This is a genomic window from Pseudomonas sp. MWU13-2862, from assembly GCF_023242495.1.
Classification (GTDB): Bacteria; Pseudomonadota; Gammaproteobacteria; order Pseudomonadales; family Pseudomonadaceae; genus Aquipseudomonas; species Aquipseudomonas gingeri_D.
Genome location: NZ_JALMEZ010000019.1, coordinates 108458 through 130462 on the forward strand (window position 1 = coordinate 108458; position 22005 = coordinate 130462).

Annotated in this window: 23 protein-coding genes; 12 read left to right on the top strand and 11 right to left on the bottom strand. The window is 59.1% G+C overall.

Annotation, left to right across the window (positions count from 1 at the left end; translation table 11 throughout):
* Positions 1-64: 64 nt before the first annotated feature.
* The 4 genes from ligB to M5C56_RS28225 form a co-directional block, all read right to left on the bottom strand.
* A complete protein-coding gene (gene ligB, locus M5C56_RS28210; protein ID WP_103499425.1) occupies positions 65-1735 on the bottom strand; it encodes an NAD-dependent DNA ligase LigB in 1671 nt (556 codons plus the stop codon).
* A gap of 97 nt (positions 1736-1832) precedes the next feature.
* The gene (locus M5C56_RS28215) at positions 1833-2228 is read right to left on the bottom strand and encodes a DUF1090 family protein (protein ID WP_103499426.1); all 396 of its coding nucleotides are present in this window, start codon (positions 2226-2228) and stop codon (positions 1833-1835) included.
* 188 nt (positions 2229-2416) lie between these two features.
* Positions 2417-3607, bottom strand: a complete 1191-nt coding sequence (gene metK / locus M5C56_RS28220) for a methionine adenosyltransferase (RefSeq protein ID WP_103499427.1) — start codon at positions 3605-3607, stop codon at positions 2417-2419.
* The gene (locus tag M5C56_RS28225) at positions 3604-4620 is read right to left on the bottom strand and encodes a metalloregulator ArsR/SmtB family transcription factor (protein WP_103499428.1); all 1017 of its coding nucleotides are present in this window, start codon (positions 4618-4620) and stop codon (positions 3604-3606) included. The genes metK and M5C56_RS28225 overlap by 4 nt, the downstream gene beginning before the upstream one ends.
* A gap of 273 nt (positions 4621-4893) precedes the next feature.
* On the opposite strand from M5C56_RS28225, the gene tkt reads away from it, so the two are divergent.
* From tkt to M5C56_RS28255, 6 genes are all read left to right on the top strand, one after another.
* Positions 4894-6891 (top strand): transketolase, encoded by a 1998-nt coding sequence (gene tkt, locus M5C56_RS28230; protein ID WP_247263398.1) that lies wholly within the window; start codon positions 4894-4896, stop codon positions 6889-6891.
* 229 nt (positions 6892-7120) lie between these two features.
* Positions 7121-8170 (top strand): erythrose-4-phosphate dehydrogenase, encoded by a 1050-nt coding sequence (epd, locus tag M5C56_RS28235; protein ID WP_103499134.1) that lies wholly within the window; start codon positions 7121-7123, stop codon positions 8168-8170.
* Between the two features lie 16 nt (positions 8171-8186).
* Complete coding sequence (locus M5C56_RS28240) at positions 8187-9350, top strand: phosphoglycerate kinase (protein WP_103499133.1); 1164 nt, start codon at positions 8187-8189, stop codon at positions 9348-9350.
* A 109-nt stretch (positions 9351-9459) separates the two neighbouring features.
* Positions 9460-9804 (top strand): MliC family protein, encoded by a 345-nt coding sequence (locus M5C56_RS28245; protein ID WP_103499132.1) that lies wholly within the window; start codon positions 9460-9462, stop codon positions 9802-9804.
* A 244-nt stretch (positions 9805-10048) separates the two neighbouring features.
* Complete coding sequence (gene fba, locus M5C56_RS28250; protein WP_100942561.1) at positions 10049-11113, top strand: class II fructose-bisphosphate aldolase; 1065 nt, start codon at positions 10049-10051, stop codon at positions 11111-11113.
* A gap of 158 nt (positions 11114-11271) precedes the next feature.
* Positions 11272-11523 (top strand): helix-turn-helix domain-containing protein, encoded by a 252-nt coding sequence (locus M5C56_RS28255; RefSeq protein ID WP_103499135.1) that lies wholly within the window; start codon positions 11272-11274, stop codon positions 11521-11523.
* Between the two features lie 27 nt (positions 11524-11550).
* Here the strand turns inward: M5C56_RS28255 and M5C56_RS28260 are convergent, their stop codons facing one another.
* Complete coding sequence (locus M5C56_RS28260) at positions 11551-11763, bottom strand: hypothetical protein (RefSeq protein ID WP_103499131.1); 213 nt, start codon at positions 11761-11763, stop codon at positions 11551-11553.
* A 330-nt stretch (positions 11764-12093) separates the two neighbouring features.
* Here M5C56_RS28260 and M5C56_RS28265 point away from each other — a divergent pair, with 330 nt between their 5' ends.
* Positions 12094-12249: a hypothetical protein gene (locus M5C56_RS28265; protein WP_177100708.1), complete on the top strand. Its 156-nt coding sequence runs from the start codon at positions 12094-12096 to the stop codon at positions 12247-12249.
* Between the two features lie 100 nt (positions 12250-12349).
* Here M5C56_RS28265 and M5C56_RS28270 read toward each other — a convergent pair whose 3' ends face one another.
* The 5 genes from M5C56_RS28270 to M5C56_RS28290 all read right to left on the bottom strand — a co-directional run bounded on the left by M5C56_RS28270 (position 12350) and on the right by M5C56_RS28290 (position 16509).
* A complete protein-coding gene (locus tag M5C56_RS28270; protein ID WP_103499130.1) occupies positions 12350-12736 on the bottom strand; it encodes a DUF3077 domain-containing protein in 387 nt (128 codons plus the stop codon).
* Positions 12737-13271: 535 nt separating this feature from the next.
* Positions 13272-13778, bottom strand: coding sequence for an RICIN domain-containing protein (locus tag M5C56_RS28275; protein ID WP_103499129.1), 507 nt, complete (start codon positions 13776-13778; stop codon positions 13272-13274).
* Between the two features lie 528 nt (positions 13779-14306).
* Positions 14307-14825, bottom strand: coding sequence for an RICIN domain-containing protein (locus M5C56_RS28280; protein WP_247263399.1), 519 nt, complete (start codon positions 14823-14825; stop codon positions 14307-14309).
* Positions 14826-15052: 227 nt separating this feature from the next.
* Positions 15053-15565 carry an RICIN domain-containing protein gene (locus M5C56_RS28285; protein ID WP_247263400.1) on the bottom strand — a complete coding sequence of 171 codons (513 nt, stop codon included), beginning with the start codon at positions 15563-15565 and terminating at the stop codon, positions 15053-15055.
* A 272-nt stretch (positions 15566-15837) separates the two neighbouring features.
* Positions 15838-16509: a polysaccharide lyase family 7 protein gene (locus M5C56_RS28290; RefSeq protein WP_103499126.1), complete on the bottom strand. Its 672-nt coding sequence runs from the start codon at positions 16507-16509 to the stop codon at positions 15838-15840.
* 307 nt (positions 16510-16816) lie between these two features.
* Between M5C56_RS28290 and M5C56_RS28295 the strand changes: the two genes are divergently transcribed.
* The 4 genes from M5C56_RS28295 to M5C56_RS28310 all read left to right on the top strand — a co-directional run bounded on the left by M5C56_RS28295 (position 16817) and on the right by M5C56_RS28310 (position 20322).
* Positions 16817-17056: a hypothetical protein gene (locus tag M5C56_RS28295; RefSeq protein ID WP_103499125.1), complete on the top strand. Its 240-nt coding sequence runs from the start codon at positions 16817-16819 to the stop codon at positions 17054-17056.
* 236 nt (positions 17057-17292) lie between these two features.
* On the top strand, positions 17293-19416 hold the full coding sequence (locus M5C56_RS28300) for an EAL domain-containing protein (RefSeq protein ID WP_103499124.1): 2124 nt from the start codon (positions 17293-17295) through the stop codon (positions 19414-19416).
* A 43-nt stretch (positions 19417-19459) separates the two neighbouring features.
* Positions 19460-19969, top strand: coding sequence for a M48 family metallopeptidase (locus M5C56_RS28305; protein ID WP_103499123.1), 510 nt, complete (start codon positions 19460-19462; stop codon positions 19967-19969).
* A gap of 56 nt (positions 19970-20025) precedes the next feature.
* The gene (locus M5C56_RS28310; RefSeq protein WP_103499122.1) at positions 20026-20322 is read left to right on the top strand and encodes a winged helix-turn-helix domain-containing protein; all 297 of its coding nucleotides are present in this window, start codon (positions 20026-20028) and stop codon (positions 20320-20322) included.
* 140 nt (positions 20323-20462) lie between these two features.
* Here M5C56_RS28310 and M5C56_RS28315 read toward each other — a convergent pair whose 3' ends face one another.
* Positions 20463-20915, bottom strand: a complete 453-nt coding sequence (locus M5C56_RS28315) for a GNAT family N-acetyltransferase (RefSeq protein ID WP_103499121.1) — start codon at positions 20913-20915, stop codon at positions 20463-20465.
* A 324-nt stretch (positions 20916-21239) separates the two neighbouring features.
* On the opposite strand from M5C56_RS28315, the gene M5C56_RS28320 reads away from it, so the two are divergent.
* The gene (locus M5C56_RS28320; protein WP_103499119.1) at positions 21240-21977 is read left to right on the top strand and encodes a transporter substrate-binding domain-containing protein; all 738 of its coding nucleotides are present in this window, start codon (positions 21240-21242) and stop codon (positions 21975-21977) included.
* Positions 21978-22005: the final 28 nt, after the last annotated feature.

Sequence of the window (22005 nt, forward strand, 5' to 3'; positions counted from 1 at the left end):
CACTCTGAAAATAGATGGCCGTGTTGTCTGTATGAATAATCTGAAATAGACAGGGGTTGTCTCCTTAAAATCCCGCGATACCGGCATTACGCAAAGATTCGGCCAGGGCCTGCACTTCCCGGTCGCGGAAAAAAGCGCTCAGTTGCAGGGCCCGCCCCGCGCCGACGCCGGGTATGGCCTGCCACGCCTCGGTCGTACGACCTGCCAATACCGGCCAGGACTCGTCCAGCGGTGCCGTTGCACTGGGAGGCAGCCCCAGCGCCTTGAGCCAGCGCTCGAACGGTCGTTGTCGGGCCAGTTGCACGGTTTCCAGCCATCGCGCACGGCTGCGCGGGCCGAAGCCGGCAATGGTAGCAAGCTCTTCCTCCTCCAGGGTCAACCAATCGAGCAGTCGATGGATGTGCCCGCTCGCCAGCAGCTTTTCCCAGGTGCCGCCGCCCAGGTGCGGCAGGTCCAGCCCCTGTTTGCCGCTCAGCCAGCGCAGGCGGGCAAGAAACTGGCTTTCGCATCCCGGGCCATATTGCCAGCAGCTCAGGGCATGGAAGTGCCGAGGGTCGGGGACGGACAGCGGTTCACGTTCGCGGCTGCGCCAGACCACGCTGTCCAGGCGCGGGATGGTCAGGCCGGCGAGGCTGATCGCCACCTGGTCGCCGGGGTGGATATCCAGGGCCTGCCAGCGTGGCAGCGAACCGAGGCTGACCCGCTTGATCTGCCGGTCATCGAGTAGCACCGGCGTCAGCTCCAGCATGGGGGTAATCCGCCCGGTCCGGCCGATGTTGAAACTGACTTTGCGCACATGGGCCAAGGCCTGGGCGTGGGGGTATTTCCAGGCCACGCTCCAGTAGGGGGGTTGGGCTTGCCAGTTTTTTGCGGCGAGGCGTCGACTCTGGCGCAGAACCACTCCGTCGCTGGCGAACGGTAATGGCTGGTGGTACCAGTGATTGCGCCAGTGTTCGGCTTCCGTGAAGTCTGCGATGGGCTGGCTGTAGGTCTTGCTGTCCGGGAAGCCCAGTGCCTGCAATCCGTCCAACCGTTCCTCTTGTGTCGCCGGCCCTTCCGGCCAGTCCCAGACAAACAGGCCGATGCCCGCCGCCTCCGTGCTGCCGAGCTGGTGCCGGGCCATCAAACCGGCCACGGTGCCACGGGCATTCAAGCTACCTTGGTGGGCCTGCACATGATTCGGTAAACGCCAGTACAACTCGCCCTGCAGCACCAGGTCGCGAGCCTCCGGCAAAGTGCCGGGGATTGCCGGAATCTTGCGGGCCGAGGCGGTCCAGTCCTGCCCGCTCAACCCGTTGCCGCGACTGATGACCTGGTGCAGCCGGCCCTGGCGATACACCAGAGTCACCGCCACGCCATCGGCCTTGGGCTGAATCCACAGGCCTTCGCGGCCTTTTATCCAGGCCCGGACGGCTTCGGCGTCCGGCAGTTTGTCGAGGCCGGTATGGGCGGTTGGATGAAGGGCGGGGCCGCCCGCGCCCGCCGGGGTGTCCGGCTTGGCGGAGGGCAGCCGGAAACAGCCGCGCCACTGTTCAAGTCGCTGCCGGGATTGGTCGTAGAGTTCGTCGGCCACCGGCGAGCGACCTTGTTGATGGTAGCTGTGGTCCCATTCAGCCAACTGGGTTTGCAGGGCGTCGACTTCTCGCCGGGCGCGTTCCCCTTGCCAGTCCGGGCAAACGTCGGCCTGGGCCGCGAGGTAAAAGACCAACAACAGAAAACCACTGAAGAAGCGCATCGTGAGCATCCTTGCTCGGACTAAAACCCAAGCCTAGATCACCCCGCGCATAAAAAAGCCCCGCGCGAGGCGGGGCTTTTTTACTGCGTGTGTCGGCTTACTTGAGCAGACCGCCCAGTGCCTTCATGCCAGTATCCATGGCCTGGGCCTTGGGGTCCTGGGCGGCAACGGGAGCCGCTGCTGGTTGTGGCGCCGTGGCCGCCTGGCCGTTGAGCTTGGTGCAGCCCTTGGACGCCTGGTCCATGGCCATTTGCAGGCCGCTGACCTTCAGGTCGTCGCCCTTGGCCTTGGCGCTATCGATCTTCGCCTGCAGGTCCTGGATCTGCTTGTTGCAAGGGCCTGCGCCGGCGGCGGTAGTGGCCGGCGGCGTTGCGGCGGTACCGCCCAGCTGCGATGTCAGGCCACCGGCCAGGGTGCTCAGATCGGCGGCCTGGGCGGACAGGGAAAACAGGCCGAGCAGGATGGCGGCGGGGGCGAGTGCGGAGAGACGCATGGCAAACCTCAATGTTCGATTGACGGCGCTAAAGGGAGTCTCGAACGGGCGCCGTGCAATATCCAAGTGGGAAGAGGGTTCGAGAGGGGGCGGGATTTTAGGGAGGCATGCGTCGACGCGCAAGTTTCGACGGGCATGAAAAAGCCCCCCATGGCCGGCCATGGAGGGCTTTTGTGACGCAGGCTACATTACAGGCCGGCAGCCGCTCGCAGCGCGTCTACGCGGTCGGTCTTTTCCCAGGTGAAGGTGGTGAAGGTGTCGTCGCCGACGGTCTTCTGCTCCGGGGTGCGACCGAAGTGGCCGTAGGCCGCGGTTTCCTGGTACATCGGGTGCAGCAGGTCGAGCATGGTGGTGATGGCGTATGGGCGCAGGTCGAAGATTTCGCGAACCAGCTTGATGATCTTGTCATCGCCGATTTTGCCGGTGCCGAAGGTGTTCAACGAGATCGAGGTCGGTTGCGCGACGCCGATGGCGTAGGACACCTGGATTTCGCAGCGATCGGCCAGGCCGGCGGCGACGATGTTCTTGGCCACGTAACGACCGGCGTAGGCGGCGGAACGGTCAACCTTGGATGGATCCTTGCCGGAGAACGCACCACCGCCGTGACGGGCCATGCCGCCGTAGCTGTCGACGATGATCTTGCGACCGGTCAGGCCGCAGTCGCCCACCGGGCCACCGATGATGAAGTTACCGGTCGGGTTGATGTGGAACTGGGTGTCCTTGGTCAGCAGTTCGGCAGGCAGCACGTGCTTGACGATCAGCTCCATCACGCCTTCGCGCAGGTCTTTGTAGGAGACGTCCGGGTTGTGCTGGGTCGACAGCACGATGGCGTCGATACCGACCACCTTGCCACCTTCGTAACGGCACGTCACTTGCGACTTGGCGTCCGGGCGCAGCCAAGGCAGCAGGCCTGATTTACGGGCTTCGGCCTGGCGCTTGACCAATTGGTGGGAGAAGGCGATCGGCGCGGGCATCAGCTCCGAAGTTTCGTTGCTGGCGTAGCCGAACATCAGGCCCTGGTCGCCGGCACCCTGGTCTTCCGGCTTGCTGCGGTCAACGCCCTGGGCGATGTCCACGGACTGCTTGCCGATGATGTTCATCACGCCGCAGGTGGCGCCGTCGAAGCCGACGTCGGAGCTGTTGTAGCCGATGTCGAGGATCACGTTACGGACGATGTCTTCGAGGTCGACCCAGGCCGAAGTGGTCACTTCGCCGGCGATGATCGCCACACCGGTTTTCACCAGGGTTTCGCATGCGACACGGGCGAATTTGTCTTCAGCAATGATGGCGTCCAGCACCGCATCGGAGATCTGGTCGGCGATTTTGTCCGGATGCCCTTCGGACACGGACTCGGAGGTGAAAACGGAATATTCGCTCATATCGATGGTTTTCCTGAGTTACCGATGGTGAGGGTGCCAGCCGGTCGCTGAAAATGGCGAACCTGAATCTGGAAACCATTACGTAAGCCTACATAGAGGCTGTCCTCGGGCACGAGCCCCGCAGCGATGGCCCAACGGGCCAGATCGTCCTGTTCGAACCCCAACCAGAGATCACCGCAGGCCTCCCTGGCCCAGCTCTGGTTGTGGCTACACAATTCTGTCACTAACAAACTACCGCCAGGTTGCAGCAGGCCGGCCATCTGCTTGAGGGCCTCGGCCGGCGCGGCGAAGTGGTGCAACACCATGTTCAGCACCACGCAATCGGCCTGCAACCGGATGTCTTGCAGGGCATCGGCCAGATGCAGGCTGACATTAGCCAGGGCTTCACGTTCACACAGTTGGCGGGCCAGTTCGAGCATCGCCGGGCTGTTGTCCAGCGCCGTGACCTGCTGGAAGCGCCGCGCCAGTTCCGGCAGGAAAGCGCCGTCGCCGGGGCCGACTTCCAGGGCCGTGGCCTGGGGGCCGAAGCTCAGCTTGTCGAGCAGCGCCAGCACGCTTTCGCGGTACTGCGGCAGGCCGGCGATCAAGTCTTGCTGGGCGCGGAATTTCTCCGCCACCCGGGCGAAAAAGTCCTGGCTGGCGGCGGCGCGCTGGCCGTGGACCAGGCCGATGCGGGCTTGTACGTCGTCGGGCAAGTCGAGCGCGTCGACTTCCTCCAGCAGCGCCGCATGCAGCTTGCCACCCAGACGTTCGGTGTGGGGCAGGGCGCGGCGGTAGAAAATCGCATTGCCTTCACGACGGGTCGCCACCAGGTCGGCCTGGGCCAGTACCTTCAGGTGATGACTCATGCCGGATTGGCCGATGCCGAAGATCTGCGCCAGCTCCAGCACGCCGAACGAATCGTTGGCCAAGGCCCGCAGGACGTTCAGGCGCAACGGATCGCCGCCGGCCTTGCACAGGGCGGACAGGTCGTCGCTGGCGTCATGACGAATCGCGGACACAGGTAAATTCATAAGGCCAGCAGTCTAGTGACCCCTCGGTCGCCTAGCAAGATCAATATCAAAAAGTTTTGATATTGGGTGATGGATGGCACTTTCAGGCCTTCGTGGCCCTCTACAGACCGACAGCGGAAAGGTTTCACCGAAGGAATGCGCAACTATCCGCAGGAAAAACGCCCCGCAGTGACTATCTGTCATTGCCCCTTGGCGGTCCCTGAGGGAAAATGCTCGCCTTTTTTCCGTTTCGTTTTATTCACTTTCAATTTCAGCATTCCCAGGAGATCAGCGATGCCCAGCCGTCGTGAGCGTGCCAACGCCATTCGTGCCCTCAGCATGGATGCCGTGCAAAAAGCCAACAGCGGCCATCCCGGTGCCCCCATGGGTATGGCGGATATTGCCGAAGTACTGTGGCGTGATTACCTGAAGCACAACCCGAGCAACCCGTCGTTCGCCGACCGTGACCGCTTCGTGCTGTCCAACGGCCATGGCTCGATGCTGATCTACTCGTTGCTGCACCTGACCGGCTACGACCTGTCGATCGACGACCTGAAGAACTTCCGCCAACTGCACAGCCGCACCCCGGGTCACCCGGAATACGGCTACACCCCGGGAGTGGAAACCACCACCGGTCCGCTCGGCCAAGGCCTGGCCAACGCCGTGGGCTTCGCCCTGGCGGAAAAAGTCCTGGCGGCGCAGTTCAACCGTCCCGGCCACAACATCGTCGACCACCACACCTATGTGTTCCTCGGTGATGGCTGCATGATGGAAGGCATTTCCCACGAAGTCGCTTCCCTGGCCGGTACCCTGGACCTGGGCAAGCTGATCGCCTTCTATGACGACAACGGCATCTCCATCGACGGCGAAGTCGAAGGCTGGTTCACCGACGACACCCCGAAGCGTTTCGAAGCCTACAACTGGCAGGTGATCCGCAACGTCGACGGCCACGATCCGGAAGAGATCAAGACCGCCATCGAGACCGCGCGCAAAAGCGACCGTCCGACCCTGATCTGCTGCAAGACCACCATCGGCTTCGGTTCGCCGAACAAGCAAGGCAAGGAAGACTGCCACGGCGCCCCACTGGGTGACGCGGAAATCGCCCTGACCCGCGCGGCGCTGAAGTGGAACCACGGCCCGTTCGAAATCCCGGCCGACATCTATGCCGAGTGGGACGCCAAGGAAGCCGGCCGCGCTGTCGAAGCCGAGTGGGATCAGCGTTTCGCGGCCTACTCCGCGGCTTTCCCGGTCGAAGCCAATGAACTGGTCCGTCGCCTGAGCGGCGAGTTGCCGGCTGACTTCTCCGAAAAAGCCTCGGCCTATATCGCCGAAGTCGCGGCCAAGGGCGAAACCATCGCCAGCCGTAAAGCCAGCCAGAACACCCTGAACGCTTTCGGCCCGTTGCTGCCTGAGTTGCTGGGCGGTTCGGCCGACCTGGCCGGTTCCAACCTGACCCTGTGGAAAGGTTGCAAGGGCGTCAGCGCTGAAGATGCCAGCGGCAACTACATGTACTACGGCGTGCGTGAATTCGGCATGACCGCGATCATGAACGGCGTGACCCTGCACGGCGGCCTGCTGCCTTACGGCGCGACCTTCCTGATGTTCATGGAATACGCCCGCAACGCCGTGCGCATGTCGGCGCTGATGAAGAAGCGCGTGATCCATGTCTACACCCACGACTCCATCGGTCTGGGCGAAGACGGTCCGACCCACCAGCCGATCGAGCAACTGGCGAGCCTGCGTTGCACGCCGAACCTCGACACCTGGCGTCCGGCCGACGCGGTGGAATCCGCCGTGGCCTGGAAAAACGCCCTGGAGCGCAAGGACGGCCCTTCGGCGCTGATCTTCTCCCGGCAGAACCTGCAGCACCAGACTCGCGATGCCGTGCAGATCGACAACATCAGCCGTGGTGGTTATGTGTTGAAGGATTGTGCGGGCGAGCCTGAGCTGATCCTGATCGCGACCGGTTCGGAAGTGGGCCTGGCGGTGCAGGCGTTCGACAAGCTGACCGAGCAGGGCCGCAAGGTTCGTGTGGTGTCGATGCCGTGCACCAGCATTTTCGATGCCCAGGATGCCAGCTACAAGCAGGAGGTGCTGCCGCTGCAGATCGGTGCGCGTATCGCCATCGAAGCCGCCCATGCCGACTACTGGTACAAGTACGTGGGCCTGGAAGGTCGTGTGATCGGCATGACCACCTACGGTGAGTCGGCACCTGCGCCAGCCTTGTTCGAAGAGTTCGGCTTCACCCTGGAAAATATCCTGGGTCAGGCTGAAGAACTGCTGGAAGACTAAGTTCGAGAGTGGGGTTGTCTGCTCCGGCCTCTTCGCGGGCAAGCCCTGCTCCTACAGTTCGCCGTCGAACACAACATCTGTGTACGACACAACACTGTAGGAGCAGGGCTTGCCCGCGAAAGCGTCCTCACAGACACCGCCTCACCCTCTGACTCACAGGCAAGCCCGTTCCCACAAAACCCCTGCTTCGGCACGGGCTGCTTGATATTCAAGCCTCGGCGAGATCCCCATGCCCCAACCGCGTCCTTACAGAGTTGCACTCAACGGCTATGGCCGTATCGGTCGTTGTGTCCTGCGTGCGCTGTTCGAGCGAGGGGATCGGGCCGGTTTTGAAATCGTTGCCCTCAACGATCTGGCCGACATGGCCAGTCTCGAATACCTGACACGTTTCGACTCCACCCACGGCCGCTTTCCTGGCGAAGTGCGGGTCGAGGACGATTGTCTGCATATCAATGGTCACTGCGTGAAAGTTTTCCGCTGTGCCACCCCCGAACACATCGACTGGGCCGCGCTCGACGTCGACCTGGTGCTGGAATGCTCCGGCGCCTACCACACCCGCGAGGACGGCGAGCGCTTCCTCGCCGCCGGCGCCCCCCGGGTGTTGTTCTCCCAGCCGATGGCCAGCGAGACCGATGTCGACGCCACCATCGTCTACGGCGTCAACCAGGACTGCCTGACCGGCGGCGAGCGTCTGGTCTCCAACGCCTCCTGCACCACCAACTGCGGCGTGCCGCTGCTGCGCCTGCTGGACCAGGCCATCGGCCTGGAATACGTGTCCATCACCACCATTCACTCGGCGATGAACGACCAGCCGGTGATCGACGCCTACCACGCCGAAGACCTGCGCCGGACGCGCTCGGCGTTCCAGTCGGTGATCCCGGTGTCCACCGGTCTGGCGCGAGGCATCGAACGCCTGCTGCCGGAACTTGCCGGGCGAATCCAGGCCAAAGCCGTACGGGTGCCGACGGTGAACGTGTCCTGCCTCGACATCACGATGCAGACCGTCAGCGACACCGATGCCGTGGAGGTCAACCGGATCCTGCGCGAGGCCGCCACCAGCGGCCCGCTCAAGGGGCTTCTGGCCTATACCGAGCTGCCCCACGCCAGCTGTGATTTCAACCATGACCCTCATTCGGCGATTGTCGATGCGAGTCAGACCCGCGTTTCCGGCCCGAGGCTGGTCAACGTGCTGGCCTGGTTCGACAACGAATGGGGTTTTGCCAACCGAATGATCGACGTTGCAGAACATTACCTGCACGTTGTCCACAAACAACCGTAAACCAGAGATTGCGACCATGACCGTGTTGAAGATGACCGACCTCGATCTGCAAGGTAAGCGCGTACTGATCCGCGAAGACCTCAACGTCCCCGTCAAGGACGGTGTTGTCACCAGCGATGCGCGTATCCTGGCTTCGCTGCCGACCATCAAGCTGGCCCTGGAAAAAGGCGCGGCGGTCATGATCTGCTCGCACCTGGGCCGTCCGACCGAAGGCGAGTTCTCGGCCGAGAACAGCCTCAAGCCGGTCGCCGACTACCTGAGCAAGGCCCTGGGCCGTGATGTGCCGCTGCTGGCCGATTACCTGAACGGTGTCGAGATCAAGGCCGGCGATATCGTGCTGTTCGAAAACGTGCGCTTCAACAAGGGCGAGAAAAAGAACAGCGACGAGTTGGCCAAGCAATACGCCGCCCTGTGCGACGTGTTTGTGATGGACGCCTTTGGCACCGCGCACCGCGCCGAGGGTTCGACCCACGGCGTGGCCAAGTTCGCCAAGGTGGCCGCTGCTGGTCCGCTGCTGGCCGCCGAACTGGATGCACTGGGCAAGGCCCTGGGCGCCCCGGCCCAGCCGATGGCTGCCATCGTCGCCGGTTCCAAGGTCTCGACCAAACTCGACGTGCTCAACAGCCTGAGCCAGATCTGTAACCAGCTGATTGTCGGTGGCGGCATCGCCAACACTTTCCTGGCCGCAGCCGGTCATCCAGTGGGCAAGTCCCTCTACGAGCCGGACCTGCTCGACACCGCCCGCGCCATCGCCGCCAAGGTCAGCGTGCCGCTGCCGGTGGACGTGGTCGTGGCCAAGGAGTTCGCCGAGAGCGCCGTGGCGACCGTGAAACTGATCGCCGACGTGGCTGCTGACGACATGATCCTGGATATCGGCCCGCAAACCGCCGCGCACTTCGCCGAACTGCTGAAGTCGTCGAAGACCATCCTCTGGAACGGTCCGGTCGGTGTGTTCGAATTCGACCAGTTCGGCAACGGCACCAAGGTCCTGGCCCAGGCCATCGCCGACAGCTCGGCGTTTTCCATTGCCGGTGGTGGCGACACCCTGGCGGCCATCGACAAATACGGTGTTGCCAAGGATATCTCCTACATCTCCACTGGTGGTGGTGCGTTCCTCGAGTTCGTCGAGGGCAAGGTACTGCCGGCCGTGGAAGTGCTGGAAGCGCGCGCCAAGGCCTGAGTCCCGAATACGACGCATCGTCCGGGACCCGGGAACGGGGTTGTCCCTGACGGGTCAGATTCACTACGTGCAGTGCTGGCGGCCAGGGGTCGCCAGTCGAGGAACCGGCATGAAAGGCTTTATCGCCCTTGTTTCACTGGCAGCACTGAGTGGTTGCGCGGCTTTCAATGCCACCTTCAACCAGGCGTCGGCTCCGGCGGACAACTGGACGCACTGGACCTGTGACAGCCACGCCGAAGTGCTCTGGCGTTATGTCGACACGACGCAGCAGGCGGTGGATGTGCGCTTGGCCAGCGGTGACCAGGTGTACCGTCTCAAACCCGAGATCGGTGCCGTCGACAGCGGTGTGCTTTACAGCGATAACGTTTTGGCGTTTCACAAAAAAGGTGAGGAAGGCCTGGTTTACTGGGTTGCCACCAACGATTTGATCGGCCGGGCCTGCAAGGCGCAATAACGGCCGAGCGCGGTCCCCTGTAGGAGCGAGCTTGCTCGCGATGGACGTTAACGATAACTCGGGGTACCTGATACCCCGCGGTGCCTGAACCACCATCGCGAGCAAGCTCGCTCCTACAAGGGGCCGGCGTTTGACACTGAATCCGCAGGCCGGGCTGACCCCTGATCTGCAATGACTTGAATAGCAGCCGCCGCTCCGGCAGGCTTGCACGATTAACGACCCTCGACCGGGAGAGACACACACAATGGCACTTATCAGCATGCGCCAGATGTTGGACCACGCAGCCGAATACGGCTACGGCGTTCCAGCCTTCAACGTCAACAACCTTGAGCAGATGCGCGCCATCATGGAAGCCGCTGACAAGACTGACTCCCCGGTGATCGTCCAGGCTTCGGCCGGTGCCCGCAAATACGCCGGTGCCCCGTTCCTGCGTCACCTGATCCTGGCCGCCATCGAAGAATTCCCGCATATCCCGGTGTGCATGCACCAGGACCACGGCACCAGCCCGGACGTCTGCCAGCGTTCCATCCAGCTGGGCTTCAGCTCGGTGATGATGGACGGTTCCCTGGGTGAAGACGGCAAGACCCCGACCGACTACGACTACAACGTCCGCGTAACCCAGCAGACCGTGGCCATGGCCCACGCCTGTGGTGTTTCGGTTGAGGGCGAGCTGGGTTGCCTGGGTTCGCTGGAAACCGGCATGGCCGGTGAAGAAGACGGCATCGGCGCCGAAGGCGTGCTTGATCACAGCCAGATGCTGACCGACCCGGAAGAAGCCGCGGACTTCGTCAAGAAGACCCAGGTCGACGCCCTGGCGATCGCCATCGGCACCAGCCACGGCGCCTACAAGTTCACCAAGCCGCCTACCGGCGACGTGCTGGCGATCGACCGCATCAAGGAAATCCACAAGCGCATCCCCAACACCCACCTGGTGATGCACGGTTCCTCTTCGGTGCCGCAAGAGTGGCTGGCGATCATCAACCAGTACGGTGGCGACATCAAGGAAACCTACGGCGTACCGGTTGAAGAAATCGTCGAGGGTATCAAGCACGGCGTGCGCAAGGTCAATATCGACACCGACTTGCGCCTGGCGTCCACCGGTGCGATGCGTCGCCTGATGGCCACCAACCCGAGCGAGTTCGACCCGCGCAAATTCTTCGGTGCCACCGTGACCGCCATGCGTGACGTGTGTATCGCCCGTTACGAAGCCTTTGGGACTGCCGGCAACGCTTCGAAGATCAAGCCGATCTCCCTGGAAGCGATGTTCCAGCGTTACCTGAAAGGTGAGTTGAACGCCAAGGTCAACTAAGGCCACTGGGTGTTATAAAAAAACCGTCGAAAGACGGTTTTTTATTGTTCGTTTTTTAACCACGTTGATCGGTGTTTCGGACATAAGGCGCTTGGGAATGTCCGCTAAGGTGGACATAATCGATTTTTTAGTGAGCAATGTCCGCTATAGGTTACAAAATGCTGATCCTCAATCCGGTTGCTCTCGGCGAAAGAGTGCGTCTCTTGCGGCGTGTGAAAGGTTACAGCCAAGCTCGGCTTGCGGAGAGGGCCCACTGCAACCGTAAAACCATTATCGATCTTGAGGCTGGTGAGAATGTGGGGCTCCATACCTTGTTTCGAGTGATCGCATCCCTCGGTATGGCCCTTGACCTGGTCGATGAGCGCATTGACCTCAAGTCTCTTGCGGAACTGGTCGAGCGCGATGAGTAGAGTCAATCAACTGGAGGTGGTTGTGCCTCACAAGTGATCGCCCTTGTATCCGACTTCAGGGGGATGAAAGGAGTGACCTTGCCAGATATCGCCGACCTTCACCTCTTCACCCGGATTGACGGCGATCCAGCGCCAACCCCGAAGGTGAGTGGGGTGATAGTTTGGCTTGTCTTTTGACTCCATTATTTCACTCACGTAAAAACCGTGAACACTGGATTCCATGACCAAGGCCCATTTCATATCCACCTCTACATGTTGCTAATAGTAGGTGTGGAAAGTGTTACTTACGATTTGAAAGTTGGTCTACTGTCAATGCTGACAGTTTTATATACAGTTTCCGAATATCGAATAGCACCTTAAAGCATAAAGCGGCGTTTTGAGAGGCGGGGATACCAGTCTGTTGTTTGGCAATGACTGAGTCATTGAATCTGTAAAGGGAACGACTTTATGGAAGCTTACAGAATATGAGGAAGTCGGAAATAATATAAAAAACTGTCAGTTCTGACAGTAGTCAGAAGTGTTCGAGTCCGGCACTTTCAGGGTTCATTTACTGTAAGGGAGTGTACGGTCATGAGCTCAAAGGGCAAGAAGGTAAAAAAAGCAGAGGTGGGTTTTAAAGGTCCGGCTAAGGCTACGCTCGCGCCGGAGGTGAAACCCGGTTTCAAGGGCGCGGCTGAGGCCACGCTCAAGCCGGAGGTGGCACCAAAAGGTCAGGCCAAGCCTTAGTCGCCATACTGGGCAAGGCTGCGAGCGATAAGCTCAAGCCTGATATAAAAGGGCGGCGGAATGATTGATTATCCGCCGCCTTCCCCATGGCTATCCGCGTTTACGCCGGCCGTATGGCCGCGCCTTCCAGCAGCGCATCCACCACCGCCCGGGCCATTTCCACGGAGCGGACCATGGAGCCGATCAGGCCGCGCTCAATACCACTGGCGTCAGTGATTTCATCGGAGATTTCTTCCGCTCCAATCAGCAACAGTGAAACATGCCGCAACGCTTCTTCGGGAGTGATACCGGGGCGGACGGCAAACAGTGGGTGATTTTCTCCGTCGAGACAGCCGAAAGTTTTCAGGCCGGTGGAGGGCAGGCTGTCCAGCAGGGGACGCTTGCTGTCGCGCATCACTTGCAGCAAGGCTTCGTTGGTTTCTCTGAGGATCGCGGTGATGCGCTGGCGGGTGTAGTTGATGGGTGGATCGGGGACGAGCTTTTTCATGATTCGTGACTTCCTGTGGATAACAAGAAGCTGCCGGCTCTCACTTCCACGCAAGAAGGTGGCAGCTGTACGCAGGTGTGGAAGACCGGGCCACAGAAAACCCCGGCGCACCCGAAGGTACCCCGCGCACAGCCGCCATGACACGAATGAACAGTCGAATTCGTATTTGAGCGCCTGTGCACTTTTCTGGGCTTCGGACTTCCACATCCGACCACTGATAAGCAGTGGTGAACGAAGACTAGACGCGAAGAATTCAAAGGCGCAAGCCGCTCAGGGGCGATTACAATTTTCTAGGAAATGGCCTGCAAATGACAGCGTAAAATTCTGACGCTTCATCCCCGGTTATGCACCGCGTTGGTTCGGATCTCAACAGCAGGGGCAGTAACCGTCGTGGCGGTCCTCAACCGCGTTTATACCAGCCGTGATCGAATCGTTGAGCAGGGGTGACGGGTGCACCTGCAACCGGCGCATCTTTCCCAAGGATGCGCTGGTTACCCGTTAATCGGCATATTTCACCCTGAATACAGCTTCGCTATTAATTTAATTTTACCAGTTTAAATTTCTGATTTGCCGAACCTTTATAGGGCCAAGCGATAATTCTGGTTCCGTCCGCCATACCAGAACCCTCTACATCCAACACATTGAGGTTAAGCTTACTTTCGATAAAGTACACGTCCTTGATGCCCGCGCTCTTAAAGATCCAAAAATGTTTCAGATGTAATGGGATTTGGGGGTCGTCAGCATATACTTCAGAGTTGTTGACTACTGTTAGTATCAAGAATGTGTAACGTTGGTTTATAATTCGGTACGCATCGTTCACGGAATTATATTCGATGTACCATTCGGATTGTGGTTCGCTATTTTCATGCCATAGATTGACGGCGTGCGGGTTGCCACTCATAACCATGCTAATAAGGTTGATGTTAGTTAGGTGTGTGTAAATTTTATAGGCGCCGTCTGGAACTCTTACACTTGGCCCAGGGACATCACTGTATTTCGGTTCAGGGGCTTCGCCGCCAGCAGGGGTGGTTTTGTCTTGCATGATAAATCTCCTTGGTATATCGCTTAGCATGGGCGTGGAGCTTTCTGGATGAACACGCTGTCCGAAGGGGCGCCACGTGGACTCAAATGCCAGGGAAAACATACTCCTGAGGGGTCGTTGCTGGATATTTTGAGCAGGCTTTGCACGCCGGTCTACTGTTAGAAATGACAGGTTTATAGAAGGTTTTCGAATGGTGAATAGTGCCTTAAAATATAAAGCAATGTTTTAATTGATCTGTGAGTTATGGCGGCTTGGATACTTGAATGTGGCGAGCGGGCTTGCTCTAATGCCGGTCAGTTAAGGTCGAGCGCAGTTCCTGTAGGAGCATGGCTTGTCGGGACGCCGCATCGCAGCGAAGGGGCCCGTAAGACCGTCAAAAGCTTCGCGGGCAAGCCCTGCTCCTACCGGTTAGGTGGTGTTTTCAATATCTCATTTTCTTGACTGAACGGCATTAGGGCGAGCCCGCTCGCCACAAGACCGCGTTCAGCGGCCTCACATTTCGAATGTGCATACAGCATCACTATAATTTTAAAGGTTACCTATTTTGACCAGTTTAAATTTCTGATTGGTCGATCCTTTATAAGGCCAAGCGAGAATCCTGGTGTTATCCACCGTGTTAGAGCCCTCCACATCCAACACGTGGCCGCTAGCTTTGTTCTCGATATAGACCACGTTGGTGCCCGCGTTCTTGAAAATCCAATGATAGGCCCTTAGTTGCGGGGTTGTATCATATGAAGCATATACACCAGAATCGCCGACCACTTTGAGCATTAGCTGAGTCAATTTCCCATTGTTAATGATGTGCGCGTCGTGGGCGCTAATGTAAGAGATTTTCCATGTGGATTCGGGTTCGTTATTGTCATGGAATAGCTTGACGCTGTGGTCGTCTATAATGCCGCCACTCAGAGACATGTCAATAACATGGGTATTGGTTAAAGAGGTGTAAATTTTATAGACGCCGTCTGGAATTTTTATAGCCGCACCGGGTGCATCCTTGGGTGTCTGCTCAGAGGCTTCGCCGTCAACGGAGGTGGTTTTATCTTGCATGATAGCTCTCCTTGGTATGTCGCGTAGCATGGGCGTGGTGCTCTTTGGATAAGCGCTCTTTCCGAAGGGGCGCCACGTAGACTCAAATGCCAGGGAAAGCACACTCCTGAGGGGTCGTTATTAAATATTTTGGAGGTGGGACGTCAATAACCCACAACCGACGTATCGTTTCTCAACGATGTGCCGGTTGTCCGCTAATCAGATATCCTTGCGCCATGAATACCGCCTCACTTTGGTCCATCGATTTTTAATAATTTAAATTTCTGATTTCTCGAGCCCACATGACGATAATCGATGATGCTGGAGTTATCCTCCATATGGGAGCCTTCCACATCCATCACTTTACCGTCATATTTATTTTCAAGATAGTAGAGGTCGGGGCCCGCACTTTTGAACATCCACAGTTGGGCTGGATTCCCGGTGATAGGTGACGCCCCTACACTATTATCTTTCATCTCTCCGGCAGCCAGATCCTTTTCCCTTTGGTTTATAAGCAGGTAGTACCCACCGGGCTTACGGAGAACTCCCCACGTGGATTCGAGTGAACTATTGTCATGGTACAGCTTAACACGGTGGACGCGCTGGTCGCTCCCACTCACAGCCATATCAACAACACTGGTGTTGTTTAAATTCGTGTAGATTTTATAGATACCCTCTTCGACCTCCATGGCCCCGCCTGGGGCGCCCTTGGCCGTTTTTTCAGGGCCTGTAGCATCACGAGGGGTCGCTTCATTTTTCATGACAACTCTCCTTATAGATTGCGTAGTACCCATGGCGTGTTCACGTGATGAACACAACTTTCGAAGTGGCACGTAACAACCCTGGTGCTGGATTCCATGACCCAGGCCCCTTTCATATCCGCCTCTGCATGCCAATGATCGTCAGTTACTGAATAGATTGAGCACGCTTTGCAAATCGGTCTACTGTCAGAATTGACAGGTTTATAGACGGTTTCCGAATAGGGAAGAGCGCCTCAATGCATAAAAGCTCTCTTTAAGAAGCGGCGGTAATATCAACCCTTCACATGATCAATATCCAACTTGTAGAAAGTCACCATGCCGCCCTCGTTGGTATAGCCGGTATTGTCCTGCACATAGACCCCTGCCTTGAAGTACAGCGGTTTTTCGCGCCAGGTGCTACTGATCTGGGTGTACCAGGACGCATCGGCGGCCTGCACGCTCAGATAACCGCCGCGACTCAGGTGAATCACATAAGTGAAGGCTTTATCCAACGGCACATTGTCGGCAATCTCGATCACCCGGCTTTTCTTGTCGTCGGGGTGGTTGCGGATCTTGACCACGATGATCCCGGTCTTGCGGCTGTCCTTGTACTGGTACTCGACCTTGAGCATCGGCTGGGTGCTGTTGTACGCATGGATCTGGCCGATGACGATCTTGCCCGACGAGGGCACCTGGTTCACCGCCAGGGTTGCGCGCAGGTAGTTGTTGGACTCGCTGTACAACCAGTTGCGCAGCCGGCCATCGGGCCAGGTCTCGCGTAATTCGCTGCGCGGGTAGATGGCGTTTTCGGTCTTGGAACCGGTGACCGGCGACCAGAAGAACAAGGTGCCGCTGTCGGAGTGAAAGTACTGATCCTTGAAGCCCTGCACCAGCTTGGGCGTATCGATCGTCGCCGGCGGGGTACCGACGGGAACGCTGAGGTTCCAGGTGGTCAGGTCGATCATGTCTGTTCCTTCCTTGTAAGCCGTTTACGCGCGGACCGCGATTCAGCCTGGGAAAATTCAGACAAACCGCTTGGGGCCGCGCTTTCGGCGTCCTTTATAACGGCTGAAGAATAGTTTGTTAACGCCGAACCGGCGAACGGTTGACGCCAATCCGTCGACGAAACCCGCCAGCGCGGCCCGCTATAGAAGGATCGTGTTGGGCTTTTATTAAGAAGCGATATAAACACCTGTTATTTATGACAGTTGTTTTTCACAGGGCGACTTCCCACGATGAACGTTCCATCGCCAACAAAAAAAGGGTCTCACTATGGACGAAGAGGAAGCACAGAACGAGCCTGAATATCTGAAGTACTTCAAGCGCAAACAAAAGATCAACCTGCGCGGCAGGCTGCACGGCGGGACGGTGGAGTCCGAGCGCGGCGAGCTGTGCAGCATCGACTGGACGCACCGAACACTGACCTATCACGGCGAATTCGGCTTATACAATACGGTGCGTTTCGACGAAATCTACGAAATTGAACCAATTGCGGAATATAGGACCTCATAACATTGACCGGCCGTATTAACGGTCGTCACCGTGGTATGACGCGGTCTTGCAGGCCCGAGGCGTTTTCCGGGCCGCGTCCTGAAGGTGATAAACGACCGTTAGTCGGGAGATTGTGGCCATGTCTGGATGATGGCCTATTGCTCACTACGCTTTGCACAATCCCGGTCTAGAGTAGTCCTTAGGTTTAGCCCGGTTTCCTAGATTTCCGGTGGAGTTCCCCGAACAAGAGAAGCAGCATGGATTGCGTGCAACAGATACCCGGTGATGGTAGTTCCGTCCTTCTGGTCGTCGATGATTACCCTGAAAATCTGATCAGCATGCGTGCCTTGCTGGAACGTCAGGATTGGCAGGTGGTCACTGCCGCCTCAGGCATTGAGGCACTGACGTTGCTGCTTGAGCATGAGATTGACCTGGTGCTGCTGGATGTACAGATGCCCGGGATGGACGGTTTTGAAGTGGCCCGCCTGATGCGCGGCAGCCAGCGCACACGTCTGACCCCGATTATTTTCCTCACCGCCAACGAGCAGTCCCCGGACGCTGTGATCAAGGGCTATGCCAGTGGCGCGGTGGATTACCTGTTCAAGCCCTTCAACCCCGATATCCTCAGGCCCAAGGTCCAGGCGTTGCTGGAGCAGCAGCGCAACCGCCGGGCCCTGCAATGCCTGAGCCGCGACCTGGAAGCGGCCCGGGCGTTCAATGCCTCGGTGCTGGAGAATGCCGCCGAAGGCATTCTGGTGGTCAACGAAGACGGCACGATCCGCTTCGCCAACCCGGCCATTTCGCGCTTGCTCAATCTGTCGCTGGACGCCCTGGCCGGCCAGCCGTTCCTGGATTTCCTGCAGAACCCGCACTTTCCCAACTGGCACAGCTCATTGCTGTACGAGGAGTACCGCAAGGGCGAAACCTATCGCCTGCATGATGCGTATTTGCGCACCAGCCAGGACCAGATGCTGCCGGTGGCCTTGTCCTGCGCGCCGCTGCCCGCCGACCAGAAGGCCATGGTGGTGACGGTGCTGGACATGTCGGTGGTGCGGCACTTGCACCAGCAACTGGAGTTCCAGGCGGTCACCGACCCGTTGACCGGCTTGCTCAACCGCCGGGGGTTCTACCAGACGGCGGAAAATACCCTGCGCCGCAGCGACAGCGCGGAAAAGTCCCTGGTGCTGATGTACCTGGATCTCGACGGCTTCAAACGGGTCAACGATTCCCTGGGGCACGAAGCCGGCGACCGAGTGCTGCGCTGGGTCTCGGAACAGTTGAAGTCCTGCCTCAATCCCTTCGATATTCTTGCGCGCATGGGCGGTGATGAGTTCACCACCCTGCTCAATCTGGAGCACCCGGAGCAGGCGGCGAGAATCGCCGAGCGGTTGATCGAGCGAGTTTCCATTCGCCAGCAAATCGACGGCATGGAAATGACGCTCGGCGTCAGCATCGGCATTGCCACTTACCCCGATTGCGGGGCCAATCTCGATGGCCTGTTGCGGGCGGCGGACATCGCCATGTATGAGGCCAAGCGCGCCGGTCGTCAGCAGTATCGCTACTACGACCATGAGATGAATGGTCGGGCCCGCTCGCGCCTGATGCTCGAGGAAAGTGTCCGTTCGGCGATCGAGGGCAAGGAATTCAAGATGGTCTACCAGCCCCAGGTGTCCCTGGAGGATGGCCGCCTGCGGGGGTTCGAGGCGTTGCTGCGCTGGCACCATCCGAGTGTCGGTGATGTGCCGCCAGGGTTGTTCCTGCCTTTATTGGAAGAAGTACGGCTGATCAGCCGGCTGGGCAGTTGGATCTATCGCCAGGCGGCCACTCAGCGGCATGCCTGGAGTGGCGTGTTTGCCGATGACCTGGTGCTGAGCGTCAGCCTGAGCGCCACACAGTTCTGTATGCCGAACCTGGCGGACGAGTTGCAGGAGGTGCTGGAGCGCCATGACCTGCGGGCGCATCAGCTGGAAGTCGAGGTGACGGAGGCGGCGCTGATGCAGGACTACGAGGCTTCGCGCAAGCAACTGAGGCGGATCCGCGCCCAGGGCGTGCGCGTGGCCCTGGACGATTTCGGTTCGGGACACTGTTCGCTGAACCACCTGCGTGACCTCGAGTTGGACACGCTCAAGCTCGACCGACAATTGATTGCCAAGATCCTCGATTCACCGCGGGATGCGGCCCTGGCCCGCACGGTGATCGACCTGTGCAAGGAGTTTGGTTTGCTGGTGATCGCCGAGGGCGTGGAAACCGTGGAGCAATGGCAGTGGCTCAAGGCCAATGGTTGCCCGATGGTCCAGGGCTTCCTGGTGGCCCGGCCGCTGACGGCCAAGGACGCCACCGGCTTCGGCTCGGCGTTTGACTGGAGCGCGTTGTCCGCCTGAATTCGCTACACTGGCTTCTTTTTCGGTGTACGTAAGGCCTGTCATGACTGTGCTGAAATACCTTCAGGCTTATCCCACGTCCTTGCAGGAACAGGTCCGCCAGATGATCGCCCGGGATGCCCTGGGCGACTACCTGAGCCAGCGTTATCCGGAGCGGCATGCGGTGCAGAGCGACAAGGCGTTGTACAGCTATGCCCTGGCGTTGAAGCAGGAACATCTGCGCAATGCGCCGGCCATCGACAAGGTGCTCTTCGATAACCGCCTCGACCTGACCCATCGCGCCCTCGGCCTGCACACGGCGATCTCGCGGGTCCAGGGCGGCAAGCTCAAGGCCAAGAAGGAAATCCGCATCGCCTCGCTGTTCAAGGAGGCGGCGCCGCAGTTTCTGAAGATGATCGTGGTGCACGAGTTGGCGCACCTGAAGGAATCCGATCACAACAAGGCCTTCTACCAGCTGTGCGAATACATGCAGCCCGGTTATCACCAGTTGGAGTTCGACCTGCGGGTGTACCTGACCTGGCGCGATCTGCAGGGCAAATCTGCAACTCCGTAGGCGCCGAGTGTGCGCTTGAGTCGAAGCATTGGAAGGTCAACCCTAAGGATTACCGGATGGACGTCAGCAAGACCAAGAGCAGTTTCTACCGCCGTCTGTACGTGGCATGGTTGATCGACAGCGAGATTGCCAGCAGCGTTCCGGCCCTGACCGAAGCCACGGGCATGCCACGGCGCACGGCGCAGGATACGATCCTGGCCCTGGCGGACCTGGACATCGTCTGCGAGTTCGAACAGGAAGACGGCGCGCGCAATCACGCCGGGCAATACCGGATTCGTAGTTGGGGGGCGATCGACAAGAGCTGGATTGGTCGCAACCTGGTTTCGATCAAGCAGGTGCTGGGTTATCCCTGAAGTTTTGTGGTGTCTGTGCTGGCCTCTTCGCGGGCAAGCCCTGCTCCTACAAAGTTGGGCCGTACACAAAAGGTGTGTTCGACACATAACTGTAGGAGCAGGGCTTGCCCGCGAAGAGGCCCTGGAGAACACCAAAAACCTCAGCTTTTGCGCATACCGATATGCGGAATATCGTCCTCCAGATACACCTCGCCCACCACCTCGAACCCATAGCTCCCGTAATAATTCTGCAAGTGCGCCTGGGCCGACAGATAGATCGGCACTTGCGGCCAAAGCTTCCCGGCCTGCTTCAACGCCTGGGCCATCAGCTCATGCCCCAACCCCTGGCCGCGGGCCTCGGGGGCGATCACCACTCGCCCGATCACCACGTCACCCCCCTGGGATTCCGGGTCGAGCAGACGCAGGTAAGCCACCAGTCGATCATCGCGCCAGCCCATCAGATGGCAGGTGTCGCCCTCCAGATCACGCCCATCGACTTCCTGGTAGGGACATTTTTGCTCGACCACGAAGACTTCGGTCCGCAGTTGCAGGATGCTGTACAACTGTTCCTTGCTCAGGTCGCCATGGTGTTTGCAGAGCCAGTCAGTGGTCATGCTCGCCTCTGGATTCAATAACTTGATAGCGATACTAGGCGCGTTATCCGAGGTCGCCAACCGCGGATTTCTTTTGCCCGACAGGGCCGGGGCTGGAAAGCTCCTTGCAGGGAATCCTGAACCGGTATTTCGGTTCACTGGCGGCTACTTGATATCATTGGCTTTGCTCGCCATCGTCATCTTTGTGTAATCTGCCAAGCCGTGCTTTTGCTCTGGCTCGGATGAGCTAATGTTAGGACCAGGGAGGTAGCCGGTTGCTTTTGGATGTGCTCCTCCGGCTTCGGCTAACTCTGCTGGGCTATGTGCCCGCTAAGGATCTTTAGCATGCCGCGATTGCATCGAGCTTTTGTTTTGCTTGGATTGCTGCTGCTTTCACAGGGCGCCGCCGCGGACAAGTTACGGTTGGTGGCCGATGGCTGGCCGCCGTTTACCGACGCGACGCTGGTCAACGGTGGCCTGGCCACCGATATCGTCATCACGGCGCTGGCGCGGGCCGGCTATGCCAGCGACTTCGAGCAGGTGCCCTGGGCACGCGCGCTCAAGGGCGTCGGCGAAGGGCGCTATGACGTGCTGGTCAATGCCTGGTACAGCGACGAACGCACCTTGCTGGGGCAGTTCTCGGCCGAGTACCTGGTCAACCGCGTGCTGTTTCTCAAGCGCAAGGAGTCGGCCATCGAGTTCGATAACCTGGGTCAGTTGCACGACCTGCCGATTGCGGTGGTGCGTGACTACGCCTATAGCGCCGATTTTGACGGTGACACCCAGTTGCAGAAGATCCCGGTGCACAACTTTGCCATGGCCGTGCGCATGCTCGCGGCCGACCGCGTGAAGCTGACCCTGGAAGACGAGTATGTGGCGCGTTATTACCTCAAGAGCGAGGCGCCACGGGTGCGCAATGCCGTGGAGTTCCTGCCCAAGCCGCTGAGCGAGAACAGCCTGCATATCCTGGTCAGCCTGAAGAACCCGCAGCATGAGCAGATTGTCGCCGGCTTCGACCGCGAGATCGCGGCGATGAAGGCCGACGGCAGCTATGATCGGCTGCTCAAGCTGCACGGGATGTAACCACCCCCGCGAAACCTTGTAGGAGCCG

What these genes read in the sequence shown, in the direction of transcription:
- ligB (WP_103499425.1), bottom strand. Translation starts at nt 1,735, where the DNA reads ATGCGCTTCTTCAGTGGTTTTCTGTTGTTGGTCTTTTACCTCGCGGCC.
- M5C56_RS28215 (WP_103499426.1), bottom strand. Translation starts at nt 2,228, where the DNA reads ATGCGTCTCTCCGCACTCGCCCCCGCCGCCATCCTGCTCGGCCTGTTT.
- metK (WP_103499427.1), bottom strand. Translation starts at nt 3,607, where the DNA reads ATGAGCGAATATTCCGTTTTCACCTCCGAGTCCGTGTCCGAAGGGCAT.
- M5C56_RS28225 (WP_103499428.1), bottom strand. Translation starts at nt 4,620, where the DNA reads ATGAATTTACCTGTGTCCGCGATTCGTCATGACGCCAGCGACGACCTG.
- tkt (WP_247263398.1), top strand. Translation starts at nt 4,894, where the DNA reads ATGCCCAGCCGTCGTGAGCGTGCCAACGCCATTCGTGCCCTCAGCATG.
- epd (WP_103499134.1), top strand. Translation starts at nt 7,121, where the DNA reads ATGCCCCAACCGCGTCCTTACAGAGTTGCACTCAACGGCTATGGCCGT.
- M5C56_RS28240 (WP_103499133.1), top strand. Translation starts at nt 8,187, where the DNA reads ATGACCGTGTTGAAGATGACCGACCTCGATCTGCAAGGTAAGCGCGTA.
- M5C56_RS28245 (WP_103499132.1), top strand. Translation starts at nt 9,460, where the DNA reads ATGAAAGGCTTTATCGCCCTTGTTTCACTGGCAGCACTGAGTGGTTGC.
- fba (WP_100942561.1), top strand. Translation starts at nt 10,049, where the DNA reads ATGGCACTTATCAGCATGCGCCAGATGTTGGACCACGCAGCCGAATAC.
- M5C56_RS28255 (WP_103499135.1), top strand. Translation starts at nt 11,272, where the DNA reads ATGCTGATCCTCAATCCGGTTGCTCTCGGCGAAAGAGTGCGTCTCTTG.
- M5C56_RS28260 (WP_103499131.1), bottom strand. Translation starts at nt 11,763, where the DNA reads ATGAAATGGGCCTTGGTCATGGAATCCAGTGTTCACGGTTTTTACGTG.
- M5C56_RS28265 (WP_177100708.1), top strand. Translation starts at nt 12,094, where the DNA reads ATGAGCTCAAAGGGCAAGAAGGTAAAAAAAGCAGAGGTGGGTTTTAAA.
- M5C56_RS28270 (WP_103499130.1), bottom strand. Translation starts at nt 12,736, where the DNA reads ATGAAAAAGCTCGTCCCCGATCCACCCATCAACTACACCCGCCAGCGC.
- M5C56_RS28275 (WP_103499129.1), bottom strand. Translation starts at nt 13,778, where the DNA reads ATGCAAGACAAAACCACCCCTGCTGGCGGCGAAGCCCCTGAACCGAAA.
- M5C56_RS28280 (WP_247263399.1), bottom strand. Translation starts at nt 14,825, where the DNA reads ATGCAAGATAAAACCACCTCCGTTGACGGCGAAGCCTCTGAGCAGACA.
- M5C56_RS28285 (WP_247263400.1), bottom strand. Translation starts at nt 15,565, where the DNA reads ATGAAAAATGAAGCGACCCCTCGTGATGCTACAGGCCCTGAAAAAACG.
- M5C56_RS28290 (WP_103499126.1), bottom strand. Translation starts at nt 16,509, where the DNA reads ATGATCGACCTGACCACCTGGAACCTCAGCGTTCCCGTCGGTACCCCG.
- M5C56_RS28295 (WP_103499125.1), top strand. Translation starts at nt 16,817, where the DNA reads ATGGACGAAGAGGAAGCACAGAACGAGCCTGAATATCTGAAGTACTTC.
- M5C56_RS28300 (WP_103499124.1), top strand. Translation starts at nt 17,293, where the DNA reads ATGGATTGCGTGCAACAGATACCCGGTGATGGTAGTTCCGTCCTTCTG.
- M5C56_RS28305 (WP_103499123.1), top strand. Translation starts at nt 19,460, where the DNA reads ATGACTGTGCTGAAATACCTTCAGGCTTATCCCACGTCCTTGCAGGAA.
- M5C56_RS28310 (WP_103499122.1), top strand. Translation starts at nt 20,026, where the DNA reads ATGGACGTCAGCAAGACCAAGAGCAGTTTCTACCGCCGTCTGTACGTG.
- M5C56_RS28315 (WP_103499121.1), bottom strand. Translation starts at nt 20,915, where the DNA reads ATGACCACTGACTGGCTCTGCAAACACCATGGCGACCTGAGCAAGGAA.
- M5C56_RS28320 (WP_103499119.1), top strand. Translation starts at nt 21,240, where the DNA reads ATGCCGCGATTGCATCGAGCTTTTGTTTTGCTTGGATTGCTGCTGCTT.